The sequence below is a fragment of the Pseudomonas gingeri genome (assembly GCF_013385635.1).
Lineage (GTDB): Bacteria > Pseudomonadota > Gammaproteobacteria > Pseudomonadales > Pseudomonadaceae > Aquipseudomonas > Aquipseudomonas gingeri_A.
This window is the reverse complement of record NZ_JACAPR010000010.1, coordinates 434,692-459,760: the sequence shown is the minus strand read 5'-3', so window position 1 is coordinate 459,760 and position 25,069 is coordinate 434,692. Positions and strand designations below refer to the sequence as shown.

22 protein-coding genes and 3 tRNA genes are annotated in these 25,069 nt (G+C 63.1%); 7 read left to right on the top strand and 18 right to left on the bottom strand.

Annotated features, from left to right (window positions below; all coding sequences use genetic code 11):
* The first annotated feature begins 9 nt into the window (after positions 1–9).
* Entirely contained in the window at positions 10–960 is a 951-nt protein-coding gene (locus HX851_RS12510) for a DUF1853 family protein (RefSeq protein ID WP_177065545.1), read from the top strand.
* Positions 961–1,003: 43 nt separating this feature from the next.
* On the opposite strand, the gene HX851_RS12505 is transcribed toward HX851_RS12510, so the two are convergent.
* Both HX851_RS12505 and HX851_RS12500 read right to left on the bottom strand, forming a co-directional pair.
* On the bottom strand, positions 1,004–2,290 hold the full coding sequence (locus HX851_RS12505) for an arsenic transporter (protein WP_177062443.1): 1,287 nt from the start codon (positions 2,288–2,290) through the stop codon (positions 1,004–1,006).
* A 43-nt stretch (positions 2,291–2,333) separates the two neighbouring features.
* Positions 2,334–2,681, bottom strand: a complete 348-nt coding sequence (locus HX851_RS12500; RefSeq protein WP_177062441.1) for an ArsR/SmtB family transcription factor — start codon at positions 2,679–2,681, stop codon at positions 2,334–2,336.
* Positions 2,682–2,873: 192 nt separating this feature from the next.
* On the opposite strand from HX851_RS12500, the gene HX851_RS12495 reads away from it, so the two are divergent.
* Positions 2,874–3,425, top strand: a complete 552-nt coding sequence (locus HX851_RS12495) for a cytochrome b (RefSeq protein WP_177065543.1) — start codon at positions 2,874–2,876, stop codon at positions 3,423–3,425.
* Here the strand turns inward: HX851_RS12495 and HX851_RS12490 are convergent.
* On the bottom strand, positions 3,415–4,332 hold the full coding sequence (locus HX851_RS12490) for a 1-aminocyclopropane-1-carboxylate deaminase/D-cysteine desulfhydrase (RefSeq protein ID WP_177065541.1): 918 nt from the start codon (positions 4,330–4,332) through the stop codon (positions 3,415–3,417). The two genes, HX851_RS12495 and HX851_RS12490, sit on opposite strands and share 11 nt — an antisense overlap.
* A 278-nt stretch (positions 4,333–4,610) precedes the next feature.
* Complete coding sequence (locus tag HX851_RS12485; protein ID WP_177065539.1) at positions 4,611–6,647, bottom strand: NADPH-dependent 2,4-dienoyl-CoA reductase; 2,037 nt, start codon at positions 6,645–6,647, stop codon at positions 4,611–4,613.
* 211 nt (positions 6,648–6,858) lie between these two features.
* Between HX851_RS12485 and HX851_RS12480 the strand changes: the two genes are divergently transcribed.
* The 3 genes from HX851_RS12480 to HX851_RS12470 all read left to right on the top strand — a co-directional run bounded on the left by HX851_RS12480 (position 6,859) and on the right by HX851_RS12470 (position 10,430).
* Positions 6,859–7,998, top strand: coding sequence for a nitrilase-related carbon-nitrogen hydrolase (locus tag HX851_RS12480; protein WP_177062433.1), 1,140 nt, complete (start codon positions 6,859–6,861; stop codon positions 7,996–7,998).
* Positions 7,995–9,035 carry an AraC family transcriptional regulator gene (locus HX851_RS12475; protein ID WP_177065536.1) on the top strand — a complete coding sequence of 347 codons (1,041 nt, stop codon included), beginning with the start codon at positions 7,995–7,997 and terminating at the stop codon, positions 9,033–9,035. The genes HX851_RS12480 and HX851_RS12475 overlap by 4 nt, the downstream gene beginning before the upstream one ends.
* A gap of 348 nt (positions 9,036–9,383) precedes the next feature.
* A complete protein-coding gene (locus HX851_RS12470; RefSeq protein ID WP_177065534.1) occupies positions 9,384–10,430 on the top strand; it encodes a transketolase-like TK C-terminal-containing protein in 1,047 nt (348 codons plus the stop codon).
* Here the strand turns inward: HX851_RS12470 and HX851_RS12465 are convergent.
* The gene (locus HX851_RS12465) at positions 10,415–10,885 is read right to left on the bottom strand and encodes a MarR family winged helix-turn-helix transcriptional regulator (RefSeq protein ID WP_177062429.1); all 471 of its coding nucleotides are present in this window, start codon (positions 10,883–10,885) and stop codon (positions 10,415–10,417) included. The two genes, HX851_RS12470 and HX851_RS12465, sit on opposite strands and share 16 nt — an antisense overlap.
* Positions 10,886–11,064: 179 nt before the next feature.
* On the opposite strand from HX851_RS12465, the gene aceE reads away from it, so the two are divergent.
* Positions 11,065–13,743, top strand: coding sequence for a pyruvate dehydrogenase (acetyl-transferring), homodimeric type (gene aceE / locus HX851_RS12460; protein WP_177065533.1), 2,679 nt, complete (start codon positions 11,065–11,067; stop codon positions 13,741–13,743).
* 10 nt (positions 13,744–13,753) lie between these two features.
* On the opposite strand, the gene HX851_RS12455 is transcribed toward aceE, so the two are convergent.
* From HX851_RS12455 to truA, 13 genes are all read right to left on the bottom strand, one after another.
* On the bottom strand, positions 13,754–14,608 hold the full coding sequence (locus HX851_RS12455; RefSeq protein WP_177065532.1) for a DUF2242 domain-containing protein: 855 nt from the start codon (positions 14,606–14,608) through the stop codon (positions 13,754–13,756).
* Between the two features lie 143 nt (positions 14,609–14,751).
* Positions 14,752–14,828 (bottom strand) — tRNA-Asp (locus HX851_RS12450).
* Positions 14,829–14,942: 114 nt separating this feature from the next.
* Positions 14,943–15,019 (bottom strand) — tRNA-Asp (locus tag HX851_RS12445).
* A gap of 69 nt (positions 15,020–15,088) precedes the next feature.
* Positions 15,089–15,164 (bottom strand) — tRNA-Val (locus HX851_RS12440).
* Between the two features lie 159 nt (positions 15,165–15,323).
* On the bottom strand, positions 15,324–16,082 hold the full coding sequence (locus HX851_RS12435) for an SDR family oxidoreductase (RefSeq protein ID WP_438362398.1): 759 nt from the start codon (positions 16,080–16,082) through the stop codon (positions 15,324–15,326).
* Between the two features lie 17 nt (positions 16,083–16,099).
* Positions 16,100–17,311, bottom strand: a complete 1,212-nt coding sequence (locus HX851_RS12430; RefSeq protein ID WP_177065530.1) for an O-succinylhomoserine sulfhydrylase — start codon at positions 17,309–17,311, stop codon at positions 16,100–16,102.
* Positions 17,312–17,470: 159 nt separating this feature from the next.
* Positions 17,471–18,976 carry an amidophosphoribosyltransferase gene (gene purF, locus HX851_RS12425; RefSeq protein WP_177056335.1) on the bottom strand — a complete coding sequence of 502 codons (1,506 nt, stop codon included), beginning with the start codon at positions 18,974–18,976 and terminating at the stop codon, positions 17,471–17,473.
* Positions 18,977–19,017: 41 nt separating this feature from the next.
* Complete coding sequence (locus HX851_RS12420; RefSeq protein WP_017123225.1) at positions 19,018–19,575, bottom strand: CvpA family protein; 558 nt, start codon at positions 19,573–19,575, stop codon at positions 19,018–19,020.
* A 220-nt stretch (positions 19,576–19,795) separates the two neighbouring features.
* Positions 19,796–20,473 carry an SPOR domain-containing protein gene (locus HX851_RS12415; RefSeq protein ID WP_177056336.1) on the bottom strand — a complete coding sequence of 226 codons (678 nt, stop codon included), beginning with the start codon at positions 20,471–20,473 and terminating at the stop codon, positions 19,796–19,798.
* Positions 20,457–21,764 carry a bifunctional tetrahydrofolate synthase/dihydrofolate synthase gene (folC, locus tag HX851_RS12410; protein ID WP_177056337.1) on the bottom strand — a complete coding sequence of 436 codons (1,308 nt, stop codon included), beginning with the start codon at positions 21,762–21,764 and terminating at the stop codon, positions 20,457–20,459. The genes HX851_RS12415 and folC overlap by 17 nt, the downstream gene beginning before the upstream one ends.
* Positions 21,761–22,681, bottom strand: a complete 921-nt coding sequence (gene accD / locus HX851_RS12405; RefSeq protein WP_017129384.1) for an acetyl-CoA carboxylase, carboxyltransferase subunit beta — start codon at positions 22,679–22,681, stop codon at positions 21,761–21,763. Before accD ends, folC begins: the two co-directional genes overlap by 4 nt.
* Before the next feature lie 108 nt (positions 22,682–22,789).
* Positions 22,790–23,410, bottom strand: a complete 621-nt coding sequence (locus HX851_RS12400; RefSeq protein WP_177056338.1) for a phosphoribosylanthranilate isomerase — start codon at positions 23,408–23,410, stop codon at positions 22,790–22,792.
* Positions 23,411–23,474: 64 nt separating this feature from the next.
* A complete protein-coding gene (truA, locus tag HX851_RS12395; protein WP_177056636.1) occupies positions 23,475–24,299 on the bottom strand; it encodes a tRNA pseudouridine(38-40) synthase TruA in 825 nt (274 codons plus the stop codon).
* A gap of 102 nt (positions 24,300–24,401) precedes the next feature.
* On the opposite strand from truA, the gene HX851_RS12390 reads away from it, so the two are divergent.
* Positions 24,402–25,061, top strand: coding sequence for a M24 family metallopeptidase (locus tag HX851_RS12390; protein WP_177065529.1), 660 nt, complete (start codon positions 24,402–24,404; stop codon positions 25,059–25,061).
* The last annotated feature ends 8 nt before the right edge of the window (positions 25,062–25,069 follow it).

The following is a 25,069-nucleotide window of genomic DNA, read 5'->3' as shown; positions in this document are numbered from 1 at the left end:
GCTCGCAGAATGATCCTGTTCCCCGGCTTGCTCAACCTTCCCCGACAGTTGCGCCACCCCGAAGTGCGCGACCTGGCCTGGGTCATTCTCGCGCCGCCGATGCTCCTCGATACGCCCTGGCCGCAGCGCCATCCGCTGGCCGGCAGCGACTGGGTCGAGGCACCGCAACAACTGGAACACTGGCTACGGCAACTGGACCGCGACAGCAGTGCCCTGCAGCACTGGCTGGCCCTGGGTGCCACGCGTCGGCTCGGGCTGTATTACGAACGGCTCTGGCAGTTCGCGGTGCAGCAGGCACCGGGCATCGAACTGATCGGCGCCAACCTGCCGATCCGCCGCGCAGGCCATACCCTGGGTGAACTCGACATGCTGCTGCGCGACCGTGACGGCGTGCACCATCTGGAACTGGCGATCAAGCTCTATCTGGGGCCGCAGCAAGGCCTGGGCGAAGACGCCGCGCGCTGGCTCGGTCCCGGTTGCCATGATCGGCTGGACCGCAAGCTGGCTCACCTGAGCCAGCATCAGTTGCCGATTTCCGCCCGCCCGGAAAGCCGCGAAGCGCTGGCGGCGCTGGGTATCGAGGCCTTCAGCGCACAACTGTGGCTCGGTGGCTACCTGCTCTATCCCTGGCCCGGCACCTCGCGCCCGCCGCGCGGCGCGCACCCGCAACATCTGCACGGGCGCTGGCTGCATCAGCGCGACTGGGCCGACTTTCGCACCCAGAGTCCACCCGGACGCTGGCAACCCCTGCCCCGTCATGCCTGGCTGGCCCCGGCGCACTACACCGAGGATCAGGCCTGGACCGAGGAACGCCTGGATGACTGGCTGGGCCAGCTCGATCCCCTGGCCCCGGCGCAACTGCTGGTACGCCTGGGCAAAAACACCGAAGGCGACTGGGAAGAAGCCGAACGGCTGTTCCTGGTGGCCAATCTCTGGCCGAACGTACCGGGCCAGTCTTGAAGGCCTCATCGCTGGCAAGCCAGCTCCCACCACATGGGAACGATCAAATGAAAGACAGACGCAGCGCCAGCGCCGCCAGGGTCACCAGCAACACCGGCAGGGTCAGGACGATCCCGACCTTGAAGTAATAGCCCCAGCCGATGCGGATATCCTTGCGCTCCAGCACATGCAGCCAGAGCAGAGTCGCCAGGCTGCCGATCGGCGTGATCTTCGGCCCCAGGTCGCTGCCGATGACGTTGGCGTAGATCATCGCGTCCTTGATCACCCCGCTGGCGTGGCTGGCATCGATGGACAAGGCACCGATCAGTACCGTCGGCAGGTTGTTCATGATCGACGACAGAAACGCCGTCAACAGCCCGGTGCCCATGGCCGCGCCCCAGATGCCATAGCCGGCGAACCAGTCCAGCCAGTTGGCCAGCCAGGTCGTCAGCCCGGCGTTGCGCAGGCCATAGACCACCAGGTACATGCCCAGGGAAAAAATCACGATCTGCCAGGGCGCTTCACGCAGCACCTTGCGCGTGGAGATGCGATGGCCACGGGTCGCGATCCCCAGCAGCAGCGCGGCACAGACCGCCGAAATGGCGCTGATGGGAATGCCCAGCGGCTCAAGGGCGAAACAGCCGACCAGGAGAATACCCAGCACCCACCAGCCGGCGATAAAGGTCGCCTTGTCGTGGATCGCGCTGGCCGGCTCATCCAATTGCCCGGGGTCGTATCGCGTGGGAATGTCACGCCGGAAAAACCACATCAGGATGCCCAGGGTCGCCGCCACGCTAACCAGGTTCACCGGCACCATGACCGCTGCATAGGCGTTGAAGCCGATGCCGAAATAGTCCGCCGAGACGATGTTCACCAGGTTCGAGACCACCAGCGGCAGGCTCGCGGTATCGGCGATAAAACCGGCGGCCATGACAAAGGCCAGGGTCGCCGCCTTGGAAAAACGCAGGGCCAGCAGCATGGCGATGACGATCGGTGTCAGGATCAGCGCCGCGCCATCATTGGCGAACAACGCCGAAACCAGTGCCCCCAGCAGTACGAAGGCGGCGAACAGCTTGCGCCCGCTGCCCTGCCCCCAGCGCGCCACATGCAGCGCGGCCCAGGCAAAGAACCCGGCCTCGTCGAGCAACAGGCTGATGATGATCAGCGCGATAAAGGTCCCGGTGGCATTCCAGATAATGTGCCACACCAGCGGGATATCGCTGAGCTGGACCACGCCACTCAGCAAGGCCAGCACAGCACCCAGCACGGCGCTCCAGCCAACCCCCAGGCCCTTGGGTTGCCAGATCACCAGGGTGATGGTCAGCAGGAAAATCAGTACGGCAATCAGCATGGGCAATACCCTTTCAACTCGGCGTGGCGGTCTCGGAAAGTCATCAGCAGCAACGTGCCGGGCGGTCGGGCATGCCTTGCAGACGTTGGATATCCGCCGTCAGCCAGGCTTCATTGGCCACGAGGGTGCCCTGCAACAGAGTGCCGACCCAGGGCAATAATTCCGGATGCAGGCGATAAAACACCCACTGCCCCTGGCGCCGGTCAGCCAGCAGCCCGCAACTGCGCAGTTGCGCCAGGTGACGGGAAATTTTCGGCTGGCTCAGTTCGAGGGCGGCCGTCAGTTCACAGACGCACAACTCGCCCTCGCGCAGCACCAACAGGGCAATGCGGCTGCGAGTGTCGTCGGCCAGGCATTTGAAGAGTTCCACGGGAGAGATCGCATGAGACATGGTAAAGCGCCTTAACATATGGAATATCGAATATACGAAAATCCATATGTATTAGCAACCACTCGTATATGAGAAGTGAACGCCTGTCGACTGACCCATCTCAGGCAAAGGGTTCAAAAGCGTATTAGAGTGTAGGAACGACTCCGTCGCTCAAGAACGGAGCTTCACGCCCTGATGAGTGAGGAACGGCCCATGCCCTGGAAGAACACCGACAGCCGCTACAGCAGCATGTCGATCGCCTTGCACTGGCTGATGCTGGTGTTATTGATCCTCGTCTATTGCTGCATCGAGTTTCGTGGCCAGTTTCCCAAGGGTAGCGGCGGTCGCACCCTGATCGTGGAATCCCACTACATGCTCGGGCTGACCGTATTCGTACTGGTCTGGCTCCGGCTGCTGGCCCGGGCCATCGGCGTGGCACCGAAGATCGTGCCGACGCCGCCCGGCTGGCAGAGGCTGCTGTCGACACTGATGCACGGGGCCTTGTACCTGTTCATGATCGGGACGCCGCTGCTCGGCTGGCTGGTGGTCAGCGGCATAGGGCATTCGGTGATGTTCTACGGGATCGACCTGCCGCTGCTGATCGCCGAGAACAAGCCTCTGGCCAAGGAAATAAAGGCCTGGCACGAACTGGCCGGCACCACCGGCTACTGGCTGATCGGACTGCATGCCATTGCCGGGCTTTATCATCACTACTTCGTGCGGGATAACACCCTGGCGCGGATCATGCCCAAACTCAACCGGTAAACCCTCGGCGGCCCTGCAAGCCGCCGGTATGCACGAAGACCAATCGCGTGCCCGGTGCGAAGCGTCCGGCCTGCACCTGTTCCTGAAGTGCCAACAGGGCCTTGCCGGTGTACAGCGGCTCCAGTGGCACAGCGCTTTGCCGTTCGCTTTCGGCGATAAATGCCAGCAGTGCCGGATCGACCCTGGCAAAACCACCACGGCAAGCGTCGATCAACTCATACCCGCGGTTCATGGTCCCCGCTTGCGCGAGAATCCTTGCGATCAACGGCGCCACGCCATGATCGTTCGGCACCGCCAGGGCGGCATACACCGGTCGCCGGCCGGCTTCGACCAGCACCAGTCCGGCAGCGGTGGTGCCGGTGCCCACAGCCAGCCACCAGCCATGAAAATCCGTCCAGCCGATAGCCGCGAGTTGTTCGCCCACCCTATCGGACAAGGCCGCACAGCCCCGCGCGCCCGCCAGTCCACCACCGCCCTCGGGCACCGGGTAAAACCTCGGATAACGTGCCTGCCAGGGTTCCCAGAAACCCGGCGCATGGCGCTGGCGATAATCCTCGTAGCCGAGCCAGTGCAATTCCATGCCGAAGGTATGCAGATCGCTGACGGTCGGGGTATCAACGGGATGGCCGCGCAGCAGGCCGACGGTAGGGAAACCGAACCGCTTGCCGGCCGCGGCCAGGGCGTGAAGATGGTTGGAGTGAGCGCCGCCCAGGCTGATCAGGCCTTCGGCACCGGCTTGCCCGGCGGCGGCGAGGTACTCGGTGAGCTTGAACCACTTATTGCCGGAGATCAGCGGGTCGATCCGGTCGAGGCGAAGAACTGCCACTTCGACACCGGCTCGGGCCAGCCAGTCGAGCTGGAGCAATTCAAGGGCGGCGTGGGGACGCCAGTCGAGCGGGGCCAGCATCGGTGTGGAAGTCCATCGGAGAGGAACCAGCAGTCTACCAACCATGGAGGGTTTCTGTGACCTGAAGGGCCTCTTCGCGGGCAAGCCCGACTCCTACAATGTTCGAGGGGCTCCGGGTATTGTGGTTGGCCGAAGTCCCTGTGGGGCTTGCCCGACTCCTGCAATGTTCGAGGGGCTCCGGGTATTGTGGTTGGCCGAAGTCCCTGTGGGAGCGGGCTTGCCCGCGAAGAACGATAACGCGGTGCGCCTGGAAAGACACACCGCCGGGCATCAAACGCTTACAGCTCGGCGGCCAATCGCGAGCCCTGGTTGATGGCCCGCTTGGCATCCAGTTCCGCCGCGACATCCGCGCCACCGATCAGGTGCACGTTCTGCCCGGCAGCCACCAGGCCGTCCTGCAGTTCGCGCAACGGATCCTGGCCGGCGCAGATGATCACGTTATCCACCGGCAACAACTGCGGCTCGCCCTCGCCGATGCGGATATGCAGGCCCTCGTCGTCGATCTTCAGGTATTCGACACTGTTGAGCATCTGCACGCGCTTGTTCTTCAAGCCGGTACGGTGAATCCAGCCGGTGGTCTTGCCCAGGCCGTCGCCGACCTTGGAGGCCTTGCGTTGCAACAGAAACACCTGGCGTGCCGGGGCATGGGGCTCGGGCTTGATCCCCGCCACGCCGCCGCGCGCCTCGAGCCGGGTATCGATACCCCACTCGCGCCAGAACGCCTCTCGATCCTGGCTGGTGGGCACGCCCTGGTGCACGAGGAACTCGGAAACGTCGAAACCGATGCCGCCGGCACCGATCACCGCGACCTTCGCGCCAACCGGCTTGCGCTCAAGCAGCACGTCCAGGTAGCTCAGTACCTTGGCATGCTCGACCCCGGGAATCGCCGGCAGCCGCGGCGCGATACCCGTAGCCAGGATGATCTCGTCATAACCGCCGGCCACCAGTTGCGCGACATCCACGCGGGTATCGAGGCACAGCTCGACATGGCTGGTCTGCAACTTTCGCTTGAAGTAGCGCAAGGTTTCAAGGAACTCTTCCTTGCCCGGTACCCGCTTGGCCACATTGAACTGGCCGCCGATCTCGCTGGCCGAATCGAACAGCGTCACCTGATGCCCGCGCTCGGCCGCCACGGTCGCTGCCGCCAGGCCCGCCGGGCCCGCGCCGACCACGGCAATCTTCTTGACATGCTTGACCGGCAGGTAGTTGAGCTCGGTCTCGTGGCAGGCCCGCGGGTTGACCAGGCAGGAGGTCAGCTTGCCGCCGAAGGTGTGGTCCAGGCAGGCCTGGTTGCAACCGATGCAAGTGTTGATTTCATCCGCGCGGCCTTCGGCGGCCTTGTTGACGAAGTCCGGATCGGCCAGGAACGGCCGTGCCATGGACACCATGTCGGCGTCACCTTCGGCAAGGATCTGCTCGGCGACTTCCGGGGTGTTGATACGGTTGGTGGTGATCAGCGGGATCGAGACCGCACCGCGCAGCTTGGCCGTGACCTTGCTGAAGGCCGCACGCGGCACCTTGGTGGCAATGGTCGGGATCCGTGCTTCGTGCCAGCCGATCCCGGTATTGATGATGGTCGCACCGGCCTGCTCGATGGCCTTGGCCAACCGCACCACTTCTTCCCAGGTACTGCCGCCTTCCACCAGGTCGAGCATCGACAGGCGGAAGATGATGATGAAGTTCGGGCCGACCGCTTCACGTACCCGACGCACGATCTCCACCGGCAGGCGCATGCGGTTCTCGTAGCTGCCGCCCCAGCGATCGGTACGCTGGTTGGTGTGGGCGACGAGGAACTGGTTGATGAAGTAGCCTTCCGAACCCATGATTTCCACGCCGTCGTACTCGGCGTACTGGGCCAGGGTCGAGCAGGTGACGAAATCGGCGATCTGTTTCTCGATCCCCTCCTCATCCAGTTCCCTGGGCTTGAACGGGTTGATCGGTGCCTGGATCGCGCTCGGGGCCACCTGTTTCGGGCTGTAGGCATAACGCCCGGCGTGAAGGATCTGCATGCAGATCTTGCCGCCCGCCTCATGCACCGCGTGGGTCACGATACGGTGCTGCTCGGCTTCCTCGCGGGTGGTCAGTTTGGCGGCACCGGAGTACACCCCGCCTTCGTCGTTCGGGCCGATGCCACCGGTCACCATGAGGCCGACACCGCCGCGGGCACGCTCGGCGAAATAGGCCGCCATGCGCTCGAAACCGCCGGGCTTTTCCTCCAGGCCGGTATGCATCGAACCCATCAGGGTACGGTTGCGCAGCGTGGTGAAACCCAGGTCGAGCGGGGCCAGCAGATGCGGATACGAAGTGGCGGTCATGGTAACTCCAGGACAGGCTAGATCACGGAATGCGGGAAGCTCTGCGGCTCCCGTCAGGTGTATGACTGGCACATTAAAGAGCCACCGACCCAGGCTCAATGACTGAAACTGACAACTTATTGATCCAAATGTGCAGCGCCTCTTGGCAAGCGCGGCCGTGCGCCCTACCCTAGTCAGCGAATCCCGCCAATGGCCGCTCGTTTTACCTTCCATGCGCAAACTTCTTGTCGGCATCTTTCTCATGGCCCTGATCGCCGCGCTCACCAGCTATGGCGTCTGGACCCAGCAGCGCACGACCGGCCACTATCTGTCGGACCTGCGGATCAAACTCGCGGCGAACCAGGGGGTTCCCGGCGAGCATGGCAACCTGCTCGGCATCCAGCCGGAGCTGTTCCCCAGCGACTACCAGAGCCTGCCGCGCCTGCACCGCAAGCTCGCGGCCTACCTGCAACAGGCGCGCAGTCTGGGGCTGCTCAACGCCAGGACCGTGGTCGTACTGCCCGAACATGTCGGCACCTGGCTGGTGCTGCGCGGTGAAAAGGACGACCTCTACCAGGCCATCAACCTGCAGGAGGCGATGAACTGGCTGATGGTCAGCAATCCGCTGAAATTCACCGGCGCGGTGTTCAAGGCCAAGGGCCGCAGCCGCCTGGACGACGCCCGGCTGCGCATGAAGGCACGGACCATGGCCAGCGATTACCAGGCGGTCTTCGGTGGCCTGGCGAAAGAGTTCGGCATCACCCTGGTGGCGGGCTCGATCCTGTTGCCGACGCCGATCGTTGAACAAGGCACGCTGAAAGTCGGCCGTGGCTCGCTGTACAACGCCAGTCTGGCCTTCGGTGCCGACGGCCGCCCCATGGGCCAGCCGCAACGCCAGTTGTACCCGACCTTCGAGCAGCGCGGCTATGTGCTGGGTGCGTCCGACCAGCCACTGAATGTCGTCGACACCCCGGCCGGCCGCCTGGGCATCCTGATCGGCAGCGATAGCTGGTACCCGAGCATCTACAGTCAACTCGACGCCCTGGGAGTGAAGCTGATCGCGGTGCCGGCCTTTGTCGCCGGCAAGGGCAGTTGGGACAAGCCCTGGCGCGGTTTCAAAAGCGCCGTCACCCCGCCCGAAGTCAGCCTGCGCCCCGGCGAGCTCAGCGAAGGTGATGCCTGGCACCGCCTGACCCTGATTGGTCGTGCACCGGGCAGCCAGTCCATCGCCGGGATCAGCGTGTTCCTGCGCGGCCAGCTCTGGGACCAGCGCAGCTCGGGGCAGAGTTTCATCAGCTACAACGGACAGATCTTCACCCAGGATGACGCAGGCGGGCGTGGCGCCCGCCTGCTGAATCTGTGGCTGCCATGAAGCCCCTGCCGATGCGCCTCGGCGACCTGTCCGTCGGCTTCGTCCATAGCCTGGCCGATGCGATGCGCGAATCGGGCGAGGATCCGCAGCCGCTGTTGGAACAGTACGGGCTGGACCCGGCGCGCCTGGCCGAGCCCGGGGCACGGTTGTCGATTCCGCGCTATATGCGCCTGGGCCACGCCGCGATCCAGCTCACCGGCAACCCGGCCCTGGGCCTGCACATGGGTCGGCTCAGCCGCTTGAGCCAGGCCGGACTGGCCGGCATCACCGCGGCCCAGGCCCCGACCGTGCGTGAAGCGGCACGGACCCTGACCCGCTTCGAAGCCCTCTACGGCTCCAACTACCGCGGGCAATCGAGCTTCCACGAAGATGCCGGCGGTGCCTGGCTGCGCTTCTATTCCATCAGCCCGTACAACGCCTACAACCGTTTCGTGGTCGATTCGATCATTGCCGGCTGGCTCAAGCAACTGTCGAGCGTCGCCGGCCAGCCACTGCGGGCCGAACGAATCGATATCGAGTTCGACGAGCCGGATTATGCTGACGACTACCGGCTGCTCGGCGATAGCCCGGTACATTTCGGCGCCGAGATCAATCAATTGCGCCTGGATCAGGCCAGCCTTGGCCTGCGCAACCCGGAGCACTGCCCGAGCACCTGGCGGCACCTGCTGCAACTCTGTGAACGGGAACTGGAACAATTGACCCGCACCCGCAGCCTGCGTGAACGCATCACTCAGTTGCTGGGGCCTTTGCTCAACGGTGGCCGGGAACCCGACCTGGAAGAAGTGGCGGCACGCCTGAAACTGCCGACCTGGACCTTGCGTCGCAAACTCGCCGAGGAAGGCACGCAGTTTCGCGCGATACTCAACGACACTCGCCGCGACCTGGCGATGACCTATATCCGGGATACTGAACTGGCATTTGGCGAAATCGCCTACCTGCTCGGTTTTGCTTCAGCCGAGGCCTTTCAAAGGGCCTTCAAACGCTGGAACGGCCAGACCCCGGGCGAATTCCGCCGCAGTCAGCGACATTCCGCCTGAGCAAAAAAAACGCCACCGTTTACAGCTCGGTAGCGTCGTCAGCCGGTTCGACCGGATCCAGCTCGAAAGCGTGGAATTCCAGCAGCTCTTCTTGATAATCGTCCATTGTGAAACTCCTTTTGCTTGTAGGTAAAAGCGCTTTTGCTACTGACCTGCAGGGCCAGCATAAGTTGCCCGTGTTAAGGAAAAATGAAGCGCCCTCTTACCAGACGTTCTCCTGAGTAGAAAAACTAGCAGATGGGTCAGGTTTTTTTCCAGTAATTTTTTATTCACATGAAATATGATTGCATTTGCAATCAGTTGATCGACTGATTTAGGGTTGAGAACCCCGTTCAGGCGAACCCGATCATGACCGCACTCACTCCTCGACCTTCAAGCCAGGCAACAGCCCTTGCCTGCATCAGGGCCCTGCACGCCGCCCCCGTGACAACGGGATCGCCGCTATCCAGTGTGCTGGAGATCGCCGACCGGCTGGAGCATGGCATTGCCGCGAACCGGGGCGCCTGGGTCATTCGCAATCATCGGCATCCCGACGCGCCACGTTCGACACAGATCAGCGCCTGGTCGATGCGCTTCTCCCGTCATCGCGCGGAAAGACCCTTGTTGTACCTGCTCAGTGCGGCTCATTCCGCCGGGCTCTGTGCCGTGGCCGACGAAACCCTGCAACGGGGCATCCTGTGCAACGATATCGAAACCTTGCCCTCGCGCTGGCCCAAGGGCGCACAACCTTCATTGCCCCTGTGGCTGGCCGGCAATCCGCGCTGCCAACCGTTCGACCCCGCTTCGGGCGCCGAAGCCCGGGCGATCGTCCTGGCCGCCTTGCAGCGGCTGTATGTCGAAGGCGATCCGGGGTTCTATTACCTGGCCTTGCACGACCGGGAACAAGGCCCGGCGTTGACACCGGAGCAGACGCAGGACGCGCTCAACGGCATGTACCGCCTCTCGCCGGAACGCCCGGCGGCCATCCGCCTGCTGGGGGCAGGCCAGGCGTTAGAGGAAGTGCGGGCGGCTGCCGTCTTGCTGGAACAGGACTGGGGAATCTCCACCCAGGTCTGGAGCTGCCCCAGCTACACCCGGCTGGCCCGCGATGCCGCGGGTGCGGAGCACTGGAACCGCCTGCATCCGGGAAAAGCGAAACGCCGTTCGCACCTGGCGAACTGCCTGGGGGACAGTACCGCTCCAGTCATGGCGGTGACCGGCTATCCGCAGGCCGTGGTCGATCCCCTGGGCGGGTATGTCGCGGCACGGTTTGTCGGATTGGGGGCCGGGTCGGTGCGGCCAACCGCACCGGACCGTCACTGGATCACCGCGCTGGCCCTTGGCGCCCTGGCGGATGAACAACGGATCGCACCATGGATCGCCAGGGAGGCGCTTGAACGCTATGGATTATGTTGAGCGTTGCGGCTCTTGCCGGCACTGCGGGCAAGGCCGGCGGTGCGCTCCAGGGCGTCGGCGAAACTGCGTCGCTGGCTGTCGTCGAGTTGCGACAGAAACAGCTCGTCGACCGCCTCTTCGTAGATTTCCCACATCCGCTTGCGCAGGACCCGACCGGCCTCGGTGATCGAGGCAAACGCGCCGCGCCCGTCGCCCTCGGCGCGCGAGCGCACCACCAGGCCGTCCTTCTCCAGCCGATCCACCAGCCGGGTGAGGTTGTAGCGTTCGATCGCCAGTACATCCGCCAGCTCGTGCATCCGCCGAGTCCCGTCCGGTCCGCTTTCCAACCCCCACAAAGCGTCGTACCAGGCATAGGGCGGTAGCCCGGCTTGCGCCAGGCGCCGCTCTATCTCGCGGATAACGCTGCGGTGAGCCCTGACAAAGCGGAACCATACATCGGGCTCGTTGGCAGCCATGAAAACCATCCGGAGAAAGATCAAGAGGGTTGCAATGGTAACCCACGGCGGGATAGATTCGGTTTTGTAGTTGCAATTGCAATTATATTTTCAACGTGCTGCCGACGCCCGCCCACAAGGTTCGCGCGTCGCATCCGTCCCGCCATCACGCTGCCCATCGGCAGCCCCAGGAGCCCGGCATGACTCACCCCAACGCCCTGATTCTCGACGACGATCCGCAGGAAACCCGCGAATGGCTCGAATCGATCGAATCCGTTCTGTCCACCGAAGGACGCCCGCGCGCGCATTACCTGATCGACCAATTACTGGACTTCGACGTCGCCCGCCATGGCGATTTCCACGGCAGGGTCACCACGCCCTACGTCAACACCATCGCCGTCGATCGCCAACAACCCTACCCGGGCAACCTGGCCATCGAACGCCGGCTGAACGCCTATATCCGCTGGAACGCCATGGCCATGGTGTTGCGGGCCGGCAAACACTCGGGCGTCGGCGGTCATATCGCCACCTATGCCTCGGCAGCGGTGCTGTATGACGTCGGCTTCGATCACTTTTTCCGTGGCCGCACCGACAACTTCGACGGTGACATGGTGTATATCCAGGGCCATTCTTCGCCGGGCATCTACGGTCGCGCCTACCTCGAAGGGCGAATCAGTGAAACCCAGCTCGACAATTTCCGTCGCGAAGCCGGTGGCGACGGTCTGTCGAGCTATCCGCACCCGCGGCTGATGCCGGACTTCTGGCAGTTCCCCACGGTCTCCATGGGCCTGGGTCCGATCACCGCCGCCTACCAGGCACGCTTCATGCGCTACCTGGAATATCGCGACCTCAAGCCGCATCAGGGGCGCAAGGTCTGGGCTTTCCTCGGCGACGGCGAGATGGACCAACCCGAATCCCTGGCGGCGATCTCCCTGGCCGGACGGGAAAAGCTCGATAACCTGATCTTCGTCGTCAACTGCAACCTGCAACGCCTGGACGGTCCGGTACGCGGCAACGCCAAGGTGATCCAGGAGTTTGAAAGCCTGTACCGCGCCGCCGGCTGGAACGTGATCAAGGTGATATGGGGCGGCGGCTGGGATGCCCTGCAGGAGAAGGACCGCAGCGGCCTGCTGCGCCAGCGCATGATGGAATGCGTGGATGGCGAGTATCAGAATTACAAGTCGCAGAACGGCGCCTATGTGCGCGAGTATTTCTTCGGCAAATACCCGGCCCTGCTGGAGCTGGTGGCCGACATGACGGATGACGATATCTGGAAGCTGTCCCGTGGCGGTCACGATCCGGACAAGGTCTACAACGCCTACGCCGCCGCCATGCGCCACAGCGGGCAGCCGACGGTGATCCTCGCCAAGACCGTCAAGGGCTTCGGCATGGGCGAGGCCGGCGAAGGCCAGAATATCAATCACCAATTGAAGAAAATGGACCTGGACGCGGTCAAGGCTTTCCGCGATCGCTTCGGCCTGGAGGTCTCCGACGAACAGCTGGCCGAGGAAATCCCCTACCTCAAGCCCGCTGTCGACAGCGCTGAGGCCCTCTACTTCGCCGCGCGCCGGCAGCAGCTCGGCGGCCATGTGCCGGCCCGTGGCACGGCCTGCGAGAGCTTGCGGATTCCGCCACTGGAAACCTTCGCCGCACAACTGAAGGACACCGGCGAACGCTCGATCTCCACCACCATGGCCTTTGTGCGGATCCTCGGCACGCTGTTGAAGGATCCGCATATCGGCAAGCTGGTCGTGCCCATCGTGCCCGACGAGTCACGGACCTTCGGCATGGAAAGCCTGTTTCGCCAGATCGGCATTCACTCGGCGGTGGGCCAGCTCTACACCCCACAGGACGCCGGGCAACTGAGCTACTACAAGGAAAGCCGCGACGGCCAGATCCTCCAGGAAGGCCTGAACGAGTCCGGCGGTATCTCTTCCTGGATCGCCGCCAGCACCTCCTACAGCAACCACGGCCTGATGACCGTGCCGTTCTATATCTACTACTCGATGTTCGGTTTCCAGCGGGTCGGCGACCTTGCCTGGGCCGCCGGCGATGCACGGGCGCGGGGCTTCCTGCTGGGCGCCACCTCGGGCCGCACCACCCTGATGGGCGAAGGCTTGCAGCATGACGACGGCCACAGCCACGTGCTGTCGTCGGTGATCCCCTGCTGCGTGTCCTATGACCCGACCTTCGCCTACGAGCTGGCGGTGATCATCCGCGAAGGCATGCGGCGCATGTATGTCGAGCAGGAAGATGTCTATTACTACATCACCCTGCTCAACGAGAACTACCCGCACCCGGCCATGCCCGAGGGGGTCGAGGCAGGCATTCTCAAGGGACTCTACCGGCTTGGGAGAGACGATACGCCGTCGGATCAGCAACCTCGCGTGCAACTGATGGGTTGCGGCTCGATCCTGCGGGAAGTGATGGCGGCGGCACGACTGCTGCAGGATGACTTCGCCGTGGCCAGCGATGTCTGGAGCGCCACCAGCCTCACCGAGCTGCGTCGCGAGGGACACGCCGTCGAACGCTGGAACCTGCTGCATCCCCAGGAGGAACCGCGGATCAGTTATGTGGAAAGTTGCCTGCAGGACCGGGTCGGACCGCTGGTGGTCGCCACGGACTACATGAAGATCTTCGCCGACCAGATCCGCCCTTTCGTCAACGGACGGCGTTTCGTGGCCCTGGGCACCGACGGTTTCGGGCAATCCGATACCCGTGAAACCCTGCGGCGGTTCTTCGAAGTGGATCGCTACTTTATCGTCCTGGCCGCACTCAAGGCCCTGGCCGATGACGGGCTGGTCCCGCGCGGCAGCGTGGTCCAGGCTATCAGCCGCTACGGAATCGAGGTCGACAAACCCGATCCCGCGGCGATCTGAACGGTGCGTTTTACTGAGCCGGCGTGGCCGGTTCGGTGGTGGCCGGGGTCGTTGCCGGCGTCGGCTCCGCCGGTTTTTCAGTGGCGGCCGGCGTTATCGGTGCCGCTTCGGTCGGGGCGGCCGAAGCGGCTTCCGGCAATGGTTTCAGCGGTTCGGGAATAGCCGGGGCGGTCAGCGCCGGAGCGATATGTGCCGGCTCGACATGGCTTGGCTCGACAGCTTTCACCGGCTCCGCCTGCGGTTGCGCAGCGGCTTCAGGCTTGATCGCCGCCGGAGCGGTTTCGGGCACGCCGAGATCGGCCTTGGGTTTTTCATCGGTGTGTTTTTCCTTTTTCACCTCAGGCGGCAGGAACAGCTCCACCAGGGTAAAGAAGCGGTCATAGAACTTGGCCGAAGACACTGTTTCGCTCGCGACCTTGACCATCGAATCATCGGTCGAGCCGATCGGCATCGACACCGAACCCAGCACGCCCACCCCAAGGCTTGCGGAGTTGTTGACCTTCTTCAATGCATAACGGTCCTGCAAGGCGTTGGCGAACATCGTCGAGCGATGATCGGCGCTGCCGTCGGGTGCGCACACGACACTGAAGCTGATCTGCAAGTGGGTATCGCCGGTCTGCTGGAAGCTCTTGTTGCCGGCCACCAGCTTGGGATCGCTGCTGGTGATGATATAGCCCTGGCTGAGCAAGGCACGACGGGCCGCTTCACATGAAGCCGTATCGCTCACCGCGTAGTTGCGCGAGAAGGTTCCGGAGTCGTCGAAGTTTTCGTGTTCATAAACGGCGGTCTTGGGCGAGGAGCAGCCTGCGGCGCCCGCCAGCACCAGGGCCAGTACCACGGCACGCAAGTGGAATGATGTCGACATTGAAAATCCTGAGTAAAACGGTCCGGGGCGTATTGTGCATCAGATCGCCCTGCGTCGATGCTTTTTTACCGGCAAAAAAAAGCCCCGGCAAGCCGGGGCGTTTTTTGTCGCTTCGAGGAGTTCAAGGGCCTCGAAGCCTTGTATGGCGCAGCGGACGGGACTCGAACCCGCGACCCCCGGCGTGACAGGCCGGTATTCTAACCGACTGAACTACCGCTGCGTATCGCTCGGACTTGCGCCCGTTTGAAACTTTGAAACCCGTGATCGACAGCCTTCGGTGGCTTTCAATCGCAGACCGCTCACTTGTTTACCAAGCAGTCGATCTGTACAAATATGGCGCAGCGGACGGGACTCGAACCCGCGACCCCCGGCGTGACAGGCCGGTATTCTAACCGACTGAACTACCGCTGCGCGTCGGTTGGAGATTCCTTGCGGAACTTCCGATTTTCAAACTCTCTTTCTTGCGAAAGACTCTCGAAGTGGTGGGTGATGACGGGATCGAACCGCCGACCCTCTGCTTGTAAGGCAGATGCTCTCCCGGCTGAGCTAATCACCCTTTGCTTCGTCGAGGCCGCGAAATTTACGCAGGTAGCGGATCTAAGTCAATAGCCTGCTTGAAGTTTTTCTGAAAAAGACAAATTCGTGTCAGAGCCATCACCACCCCGCCGGGACGAAAAACCGCTTGCTGCGCGGCCCACGGCCCCGCCGCCCGCTTCTAGTCGCAATAAATCATTTTCTTGCTCATGCCGCCATCGACCACAAACTCCTGGCCGGTGACAAAACCCGCGCTTTTCGACAGCAACCACGCAACGATCGCCGCCACATCCTCGACCGTCCCAACCCGGCCCGCCGGATGCTGGGCATGATCGATATCACTCAACGGCTCGGCTCGGCGCACCGAAGGATCGCGGGCATCGATCCAGCCCGGGCTGACCGCATTGACGCGGATTTCCGGACCGAGACTGATTGCCAGGGCATGGGTCAACGCCAGCAGCCCGCCCTTGCTCGCCGCATAGGCCTCGGTGTCGGGCTCCGATTGTGCCGCCCGGGTCGAAGCCAGGTTGACGATGGCTCCGCAATGGGCGCGCAGATAAGGCGCACAGTGCTTGGCCAGCAACATCGGACCACTGAGATTGACCGCCAATACGCGGTTCCAGTGGGACAAGTCGAGGCTTTCAAGGGTGATGTTGTGCGGATCGGCGATCGCCGCGTTGCACACCAGCGCATCGAGCCGGCCGAACCGCCCCAGCACCTCGGCCACGCCCTGGGCCACTTGCGCCTCGTTGGAGACATCCATGGCGATAAAGCAGGCATTCTCGCCAAGGACATCGGCAACCTTGGCGCCTCGCACCTTGTCGAGGTCGGTCAGTACCACTTGCCAGCCTTCGCTGATCAACCAGGCGGCGATGCCCAGCCCGATGCCCCGCGCCGCGCCGGTAACCAGCGCCACGCGACCGTTGTTGCCAACGGCCACGTCAAGGGACAACTCGATCACAGCGCAGCCAGACCGCGCGCCAGGTCGGCTTGCAGGTCCGCCACGTCTTCCAGGCCGACCGCAACGCGGATCAGACTGTCACGAATCCCCGCGGCTTCGCGTTCCTGCGGTGACAGGCGACCGTGGGAGGTGGTGCTCGGGTGAGTGATGGTGGTCTTGCTGTCACCCAGGTTGGCGGTGATCGAGATCAGCCGGGTGGCATCGATAAAGCGCCAGGCGCCCTCTTTGCCGCCCTTGACCTCGAAGCTCACCACGCCGCCGAAACCACGTTGCTGGCGCTGGGCCAGTTCGTGTTGCGGATGGCTCTTGAGGCCGGCGTAGTGCACCTTCTCGATGCCGTCCTGCTGCTCCAGCCACTCGGCCAGGGCCAGGGCATTGTCACAGTGCGCGCGCATGCGCAGGTTCAGGGTTTCCAGGCTCTTGAGGAAGATCCAGGCGTTGAATGGGCTGAGGCTCGGCCCGGCGGTGCGCAGAAAGCCGACGACTTCCTTCATCTGCTCGCCACGACCGCAGACCACGCCGCCCATGCAGCGGCCCTGGCCGTCGATGTACTTGGTCGCAGAATGCACCACGATGTCCGCGCCGAGCTTCAGCGGCTGTTGCACGGCAGGCGTGCAGAAACAGTTGTCGACCACCAGCAGCGCGCCCTTGGCATGGGCGATTTGCGCCAGCGCGGCGATATCCACCAATTCGGCCAGCGGATTCGAGGGCGATTCGACGAACAGCAGCTTGGTATTGGCCTTGATCGCCGTTTCCCAGCCGGACAGTTCCGCCAGGGGCACGTAGTCGACCTCGACGCCAAAGCGCTTGAAGTACTTCTCGAACAGACTGATGGTCGAGCCGAATACGCTGCGCGACACCAGAACGTGGTCACCGGCACTGCACAGGCTCATCACCACGGCCATGATCGCGGCCATGCCGGTCGAGGTCGCAACGGCCTGCTCGGCGCCTTCCAGGGCGGCGATGCGCTCTTCGAACGAGCGTACGGTAGGGTTGGTGTAGCGCGAATAGACGTTACCCGGCACTTCCCCGGCAAACCGTGCAGCCGCGTCGGCGGCAGTACGGAACACGTAGCTGGAGGTGAAGAACATCGGGTCGCTGTGCTCGCCTTCCGGCGTACGGTGCTGACCGGCACGGACGGCCAGGGTGTCGAAGGCTACGCCGTCGAGATCGCTGTCCAGCCGACCGGCATCCCATTCCTGACTCATACTGCCACTCCTTGCTCTGATCTTTGGAAGATACAAAACCGGCGGAGGAAGGCGATCCTGTAGGAGCTGGCTTGCCAGCGATAGCGGTGGTGAGTCTTGCATCGCCATCGCCGGCAAGCCGGCTCCCACAGGTTTCACAACCTCAGGGCCGGTTTCTACTCAGTTGTTGTACAGATCGATGATCGCACTGACCGCCTGGGTCTTGACCTTGGACGCATCGTTGCGCGCCTGCTCGATCCTGTTCAGGTAGTGCTCGTCGATATCGCCGGTGACGTACTTGCCGTCGAACACCGCGCAATCGAACTGTTCGATCTTGATCTTGCCACCGCCAACGGCTTCGATCAGGTCCGGCAGGTCCTGATAGATCAGCCAGTCGGCACCGATCAGGTCCGCAACGTCCTGGGTGGAACGGTTGTGGGCGATCAGTTCGTGGGCACTCGGCATATCGATGCCGTAGACGTTGGGGTAACGCACGGCCGGGGCCGCCGAGCAGAAATAGACGTTCTTCGCGCCGGCTTCACGGGCCATCTGGATGATCTGCTTGCAGGTGGTGCCGCGCACGATGGAATCGTCCACCAGCATCACGTTCTTGCCGCGGAACTCCAGCTCGATGGCGTTGAGCTTCTGCCGTACGGATTTCTTGCGCGCCGCCTGGCCCGGCATGATGAAGGTCCGGCCGATGTAGCGGTTCTTGACGAAGCCTTCGCGGAACTTCACGCCCAGGTGATTCGCCAGCTCCAGGGCCGCAGTGCGGCTGGTATCCGGAATCGGGATGACCACGTCGATGTCGTGCTCCGGACGCTCGCGCAGGATCTTCTCCGCCAGCTTCTCGCCCATGCGCAGGCGCGCCTTGTACACCGAGACGCCGTCGATGATCGAATCCGGACGCGCCAGGTAGACGTGTTCGAAGATACACGGGGTCAGGGTCGGGTTGGTCGCGCACTGACGGGTGTGCAGCTTGCCGTCTTCAGTGATGTAGACCGCTTCGCCCGGCGCCAGGTCGCGGATCAGGGTGAAGCCGAGCACGTCCAGGGACACGCTTTCGGAGGCGATCATGTATTCGACGCCTTCGTCGGTGTGACGCTGGCCGAAAACGATCGGACGAATGCCATGGGGGTCGCGGAAGCCGACGATACCGTAGCCGGTGATCATCGCCACCACCGCGTAACCGCCGACGCAACGGTTGTGCACGTCGGTCACCGCGGCAAACACGTCTTCCTCGGTCGGCTGCAGTTTGCCGCGCTGGGCCAGCTCATGGGCGAACACGTTGAGCAGCACTTCCGAGTCGGAACTGGTGTTGACGTGGCGCAGGTCGGACTCGTAGATCTCCTTGGCCAGCTGTTCGACGTTGGTCAGGTTGCCGTTGTGCGCCAGGGTGATGCCGTACGGCGAGTTGACGTAGAACGGCTGGGCTTCAGCCGAGGTCGAGCTGCCGGCGGTCGGGTAACGCACGTGGCCGATACCCATGTGGCCGACCAGGCGTTGCATATGGCGCTGATGAAACACATCACGGACCAGGCCGTTGTCCTTGCGCAGGAATAACCGGCCGTCATGGCTGGTCACGATACCGGCAGCGTCCTGGCCGCGGTGCTGGAGCACGGTTAGCGCGTCATACAGCGCCTGATTGACGTTCGACTTACCGACGATACCGACGATGCCACACATGCGACGCAACCCCTACTTAATGAATCTGAACTGAACAGCGCTTACTGAGGCGTTTTGGCCGGTAAGAGATGTTCCTTGAACGGAAGGTCAGCGGGTACGCTGATCCCGCTGGCCAGCCACTGACTGCTCCACCCCAGGATGAGGTTCTTGGACCAATCTGCAACCAATAGAAATTGTGGCACGAGCCGGGACTCCTGCCACCACGTATCCTGCTGTACCGGCCCCAGGCTGAGCAGCCCGACCGCCACGACCACCAGCAACGCGCCACGCGCGGCACCGAAGGCCATGCCGAGAAATCGATCGGTCCCGGACAGGCCGGTCACGCGAATCAACTCGCCGATAAGATAATTGACCATGGCGCCGACCAACAGGGTCGCGACGAACATGATTGCACAGCCCGCGATCACACGAGCCGAAGGTGTCTGAATATAGTCGGTGAGGTACACGGACAACGAGCCACCGAACATCCAGGCGATGACGCCGGCGATGATCCAGGTGAGCAGGGACAAGGCTTCTTTGACAAAGCCGCGGCTCAAGCTGATCAACGCAGAAACGACGATTACCGCGATAATCGCCCAGTCAACCCAGGTAAATGGCACAGTGCAGCCTACAGACGGATAAGGCGGCGCATTTTAGCAGAGCGCCGCCTTGCTGGTAAGGCGATTGTCAGTGCATTTCGATACAACCCACCAAAGCCTTCTGAAAACGTAGCGAGCGAAGGCAAGACAAGGCAAAAACAGGCGAGGACTCGGCGTTTACTGGTTGTAAATGAGCAGTCCGAACCTGTTTTTAACGCAGTATCGCCGAGCGCAGTAGTTTTCAGCCGCGTTCGGGTTGGAATCTGACGACAAAACCGTTCAACTTTTGCTGACGGCCGAGCAGGTCACGCAGACGATCGGCCTCCGCACGCTCGATCAACGGGCCGACAAATACCCGGTTCTTGCCATCGGCGGAACGGATATAGGCGTTGTAACCCTGGCTGCGCAGGTTTTTCTGCAGGCTTTCGGCACTTTCACGGCTCGACAGGCTGGCCAACTGCACCGACCAGGTGATCGGCAAGCCATTGGGATCCACCCGGCTCTGCGTGGTATCGAGCTTCGCCGGCGCTACCGCAACCACTTGTGCCGGTGTCTGCGCAGGCGCAGCGGCGGGCTTGGGTGCGGGTGCCGGGGTGGCAGGCTTGGTCGCGGGCGCCGTCGACTTGACGACCGGAGCGGGAGCAATCGGCGTCGAAGGCGCCGTTGCCGGCTTGACCGCCACCTCGTCCTCCTCTTCCGGAACAGGCTCCTCGGGCAGGCTTTGCGGCTCGGGCACCGCTACCGGCTCGACCTGCACCTGCGGCACGGCCGGGGCTTGCGGTGCCGCCGGCGGATCGACACGCACCTGGCGCTGCTCGTCCTGACGGGAAAACAGCATCGGCAGAAAGATCACGGCAAGTGCCACCAGAACCAGGGCACCGACCATCCGCTGCTTGTACGCTTTATCCAGCAATGCCATTTGCAGCTTCCTCCGTGGCGCGCCGGGCGAGCCATTCCAGCGCCTCGGCTACACAAAAAAACGATCCGAACAGCAGGATTTCATCATCCTCGGTCGCCTGGGCACACTGCCCTTCCAGCGCCGCGGCGACGCTTTCGTAGACCGTCACCGAAGCTCCGCGAGCCTGCAAGGCCGCCTGCAGGTCGGCTGCCGGCCGGCTGCGCGGCGATTGCAACGGCGTTACCGCCCACTGTTGCACATGAGCATCGAGTTGCGACACCACGCCGTCAAGATCCTTGTCCGACAGCAGGCCGAACACCGCCAGGCGCCGCCCTGCCGGGACACGACGCGAGAGACGCCGGGCCAGATACTCGGCCGCGTGGGGGTTGTGCCCGACATCCAGCATCAATTGCAGCGACTTGCCCTGCCAATTGACGGTACGGCGATCCAGGCGACCGACGATACGGGTCGCCTGCAAAGCGGCGGCGATCCGCTCCGGCTGCCACGGTAGATCCATCAGGGCGTAAGCCTGGAGCGCCAGCGCGGCGTTTTCCATCGGCAGGTCGAGCAACGGCAGGTCACGCAGTTCCAGGACCTGGCCCTTGCCGTCCAGGCCACGCCACTGCCAGTGCTGGTCGGTGATGCCGAGATCGAAATCGCGACCGCGCAGGAAAAACGGGCAGCCCAGCTCGCGTGCCTTGTCCAGCAGGGGTTGCGGCGGATTCAGGTCGCCACACAGTGCCGGTCGGCCCTGGCGGAAGATCCCGGCCTTTTCATAGGCCACCGATTCGCGGGTATTGCCCAGGTATTCGGCATGATCGACACCGATGCTGGTCACCAGCGCGAGGTCGGCATCCACCACATTGACCGTGTCCAGGCGCCCACCAAGGCCGACTTCCAGGACCACCGCATCCAGTTGCTCACGCTCGAACAGCCAGAACGCCGCCAGGGTGCCCATCTCGAAGTAGGTCAGGGAAATCTCGCCACGACCGGCGTCCAGCGCCGCGAATGCCTCGCACAACTGGGCATCGCTCGCTTCCACGCCGTTGATCTGCACGCGCTCGTTGTAGCGCAGCAGGTGCGGCGAACTGTAGACCCCGACCTTGAGGCCCTGGGCCTGCAACAAGGCGGCGACAAAGGCGCAGGTCGAGCCCTTGCCGTTGGTACCGGTCACCGTCACTACCCGAGGCGCCGGCCGGCCCAGCCCCATGCGGTTCGCTACCTCTTGCGAGCGCTCCAGCCCCATGTCGATGGCCGATGGATGCAGTTGCTCCAGGTAGGCGAGCCAGTCGCCCAGGGTACGTTGGATCATACGTTTGCCGGCACCGGTGGGATGACGATGGATTCGACAGGCGCGGCAACGTACACAGGCGTCGGCAGCCCCATCATCTGGGCCAGCAGGCTACCCAGGCGCGGACGCAGTTCCTGGCGCGGGATGATCATGTCGATCGCACCGTGCTCCAGCAGGAATTCGCTGCGCTGGAAGCCTTCCGGCAATTTTTCGCGAACGGTCTGCTCGATCACGCGCGGACCGGCGAAACCGATCAAGGCCTTGGGTTCGCCGACGATGACGTCGCCGAGCATCGCCAGGCTGGCGGAAACGCCACCGTAGACCGGGTCGGTCAGCACGGAGATGAACGGCAGGCCTTCTTCGCGCAGGCGCGCCAGTACGGCCGAGGTCTTCGCCATCTGCATCAGCGAAATCAGCGCTTCCTGCATCCGCGCACCGCCGGAAGCCGAGAAGCAGACCATCGGGCAACGGTTTTCCAGGGCGTAGTTGGCGGCACGAACAAAGCGCTCGCCGACGATGGCACCCATGGAACCGCCCATGAACGAGAACTCGAATGCCGACACCACGATCGGCATCCCCAACAGCGTGCCGCTCATGGAGATCAGCGCGTCTTTTTCGCCGGTCTGTTTCTGGGCCGCGGTCAGGCGGTCCTTGTACTTCTTGCCGTCACGGAACTTCAGACGATCCACCGGCTCCAGGTCAGCACCCAGCTCGGCGCGACCTTCGGCGTCGAGGAAGATGTCGATGCGGGCACGGGCACCAATGCGCATGTGGTGGTTGCACTTGGGGCAGACGTCCAGGGTCTTTTCCAGCTCCGGACGATAGAGCACCGCGTCGCACGACGGGCACTTGTGCCACAAACCTTCAGGCACCGAGCTTTTCTTCACCTCGGAACGCATGATCGAAGGGATCAGTTTGTCTACTAACCAGTTGCTCATGCTTTCTTTCTCCAATTCGTTTTCGGCCCGTCGGACAACCGGGCCCGCCTGTTTTCTAAGCGGCGGTAAGCATGGACGGTGGCAGGCTGCCGTCCGTCACATCGGCGATCAGCTGGCGCGAACCGCCTGGATGAATGCCTTGATCTTCGCGGGGTCCTTGATGCCTTTGCTCTGCTCCACCCCGCCACTGGTGTCCACGGCATACGGCCTGACCCGGGCAATGGCGTCCGCCACGTTTTCCACGGTCAGGCCGCCGGCCAGGATGATCGGCTTGCTCAGCCCTTGCGGCACCAGCGACCAATCGAAGGCCTCGCCGGTTCCACCATGCACACCCTCGACATAGGTATCGAGCAGAATGCCGCTGGCACCGGGATAGGCCCGGCACGCCGCGGCGATATCGTCGCCGGCCTTGACCCGCAGCGCCTTGATGTAGGGCCGGTGAAACCCCTCGCACTGCTCGCTGGTTTCATCGCCATGGAACTGCAACAGGTCCAGCGGCACCGCGTCGAGGATCTCGCCCAGTTCGCAGCGACTGGCATTGACGAACAGGCCCACGGTGGTCACGAACGGCGGCAAGACGGCGATGATCGCCCGCGCCTGCTGGAAGGTCACAGCCCGTGGACTCTTGGCATAGAACACAAAACCAATGGCATCGGCCCCGGCCTCGACCGCGGCCAACGCATCTTCAATGCGGGTGATCCCGCAGATTTTGCTGCGAACGGCGGACATATCGTCAGAACCCCAGGGTTTTTCCGAGTAAAGTCCCGGATGGTAGCAAATGCTTTTCCAGGCGTCAGCCGACAAGTTCCGAGAAACCCGTCAGGAAATGTGGCCCGACATAACGCTCCGGCAACTCGAACTCGTCTCGGTACTCCACCTGCACCAGATACAGGCCGAACGGATGAGCCGTTACCCCACCCGTGCGGCGAATGCGGCTTTCCAGCACCTCGCGCGCCCATTCCACCGGACGCTCGCCGGCACCGATGGTCATCAGCACGCCGGCAATATTGCGCACCATATGATGCAGGAAGGCACCGGCACGGATATCGATGACAATCATCTTGCCGTGGCGGGTCACCCGCAGGTGGTGGACCTCCTTGATCGGCGACTTGGCCTGGCACTGTCCGGCACGGAAGGCACTGAAATCGTGGGTTCCCACCAGATAACGGGCGGCCTCGGCCATGCGCTGCTCATCCAGCGGTCGGTGGTTCCAGGTGATTTCCTCGTTGAGGTGCGCCGGACGAATCTGGTCGTTGTAGATCACATAGCGATAACGCCGGGCGATAGCCTTGAAGCGCGCATGGAAATGCGCCGGCATGACCTTGGCCCAACTGACGCTGACATCGTGGGGCAGATTGATGTTGGCCCCCATGACCCAGGCCTTCAGCGAGCGCTGCGCCTGGGTGTCGAAATGCACTACCTGCCCGCAGGCGTGCACCCCGGCATCGGTGCGTCCGGCACACATCAGCGAAACCGGCGAATCCGCCACTTTCGACAGAGCATTCTCCAGGGTTTCCTGCACCGTGAGTACACCGGAGGCCTGGCGCTGCCAGCCGCGATAACGCGAGCCCTTGTATTCGACGCCAAGGGCGATCCGGGAAAAGCCGTCGGCCGCCATTTCGGCAGCCGGGTTATCTATGTTTGCCAAGAACTTACAGCCTGATGATTTGCGCAAAGGCGTGCATTATAACGATAAAGCCCCCCGACCGAGACCTGATGAATGAATGCACTGAATAAACAAGCTGTCGGCCAGGCCTACAGCCTGGACGGCATGCTCCACGCCAAGCGCATGACCTGGCAGGCCATCGAGGAAATGGCCCGGCGCTTCAAACCCGGCATCCTCGAGTCCGAAGCACGGACCCTGGGCCTGGAGGTGCTCAATGAACTGGGCATGGACCGCATCTGGCATCCGCTGCTGATCCGTTTCGGCGCCAACACCCTGAGGACCTTCAAGCAACGCTCCGAAGGCGATCCCGCACTGGGCGAAAACGACATCTTCTTTATCGACCTGGGTGTGGTCTGGGATCGCCATGAAGGCGACTCGGGCGGCACGTTCACCACCGGCAACGACCCCGAGATGATTGCCTGCGCGGCAGCGGCCAAGACCCTGTTCGACCTGGTCCACGACTACTGGAAGCAACAGCGGGTCAGCGGTCCGGAGCTGTACCGTTATGCCGAGGAACAGGCCAACGCCATGGGTTGGGTGCTGAACCTGGAGATCAAGGGCCATCGGGTCAGCGACTTCCCCCACGCCATCTACCGCGCCGGGGACCTGGGGGATTTCGAGGCCTGCCCGGATGTCGGCCTGTGGATCCTGGAAATCCAGATCGCCCACCCGACCCGGCCGTTCGGTGCGTTCCATGAGGACCTGCTGGCCTGAGGCGGATT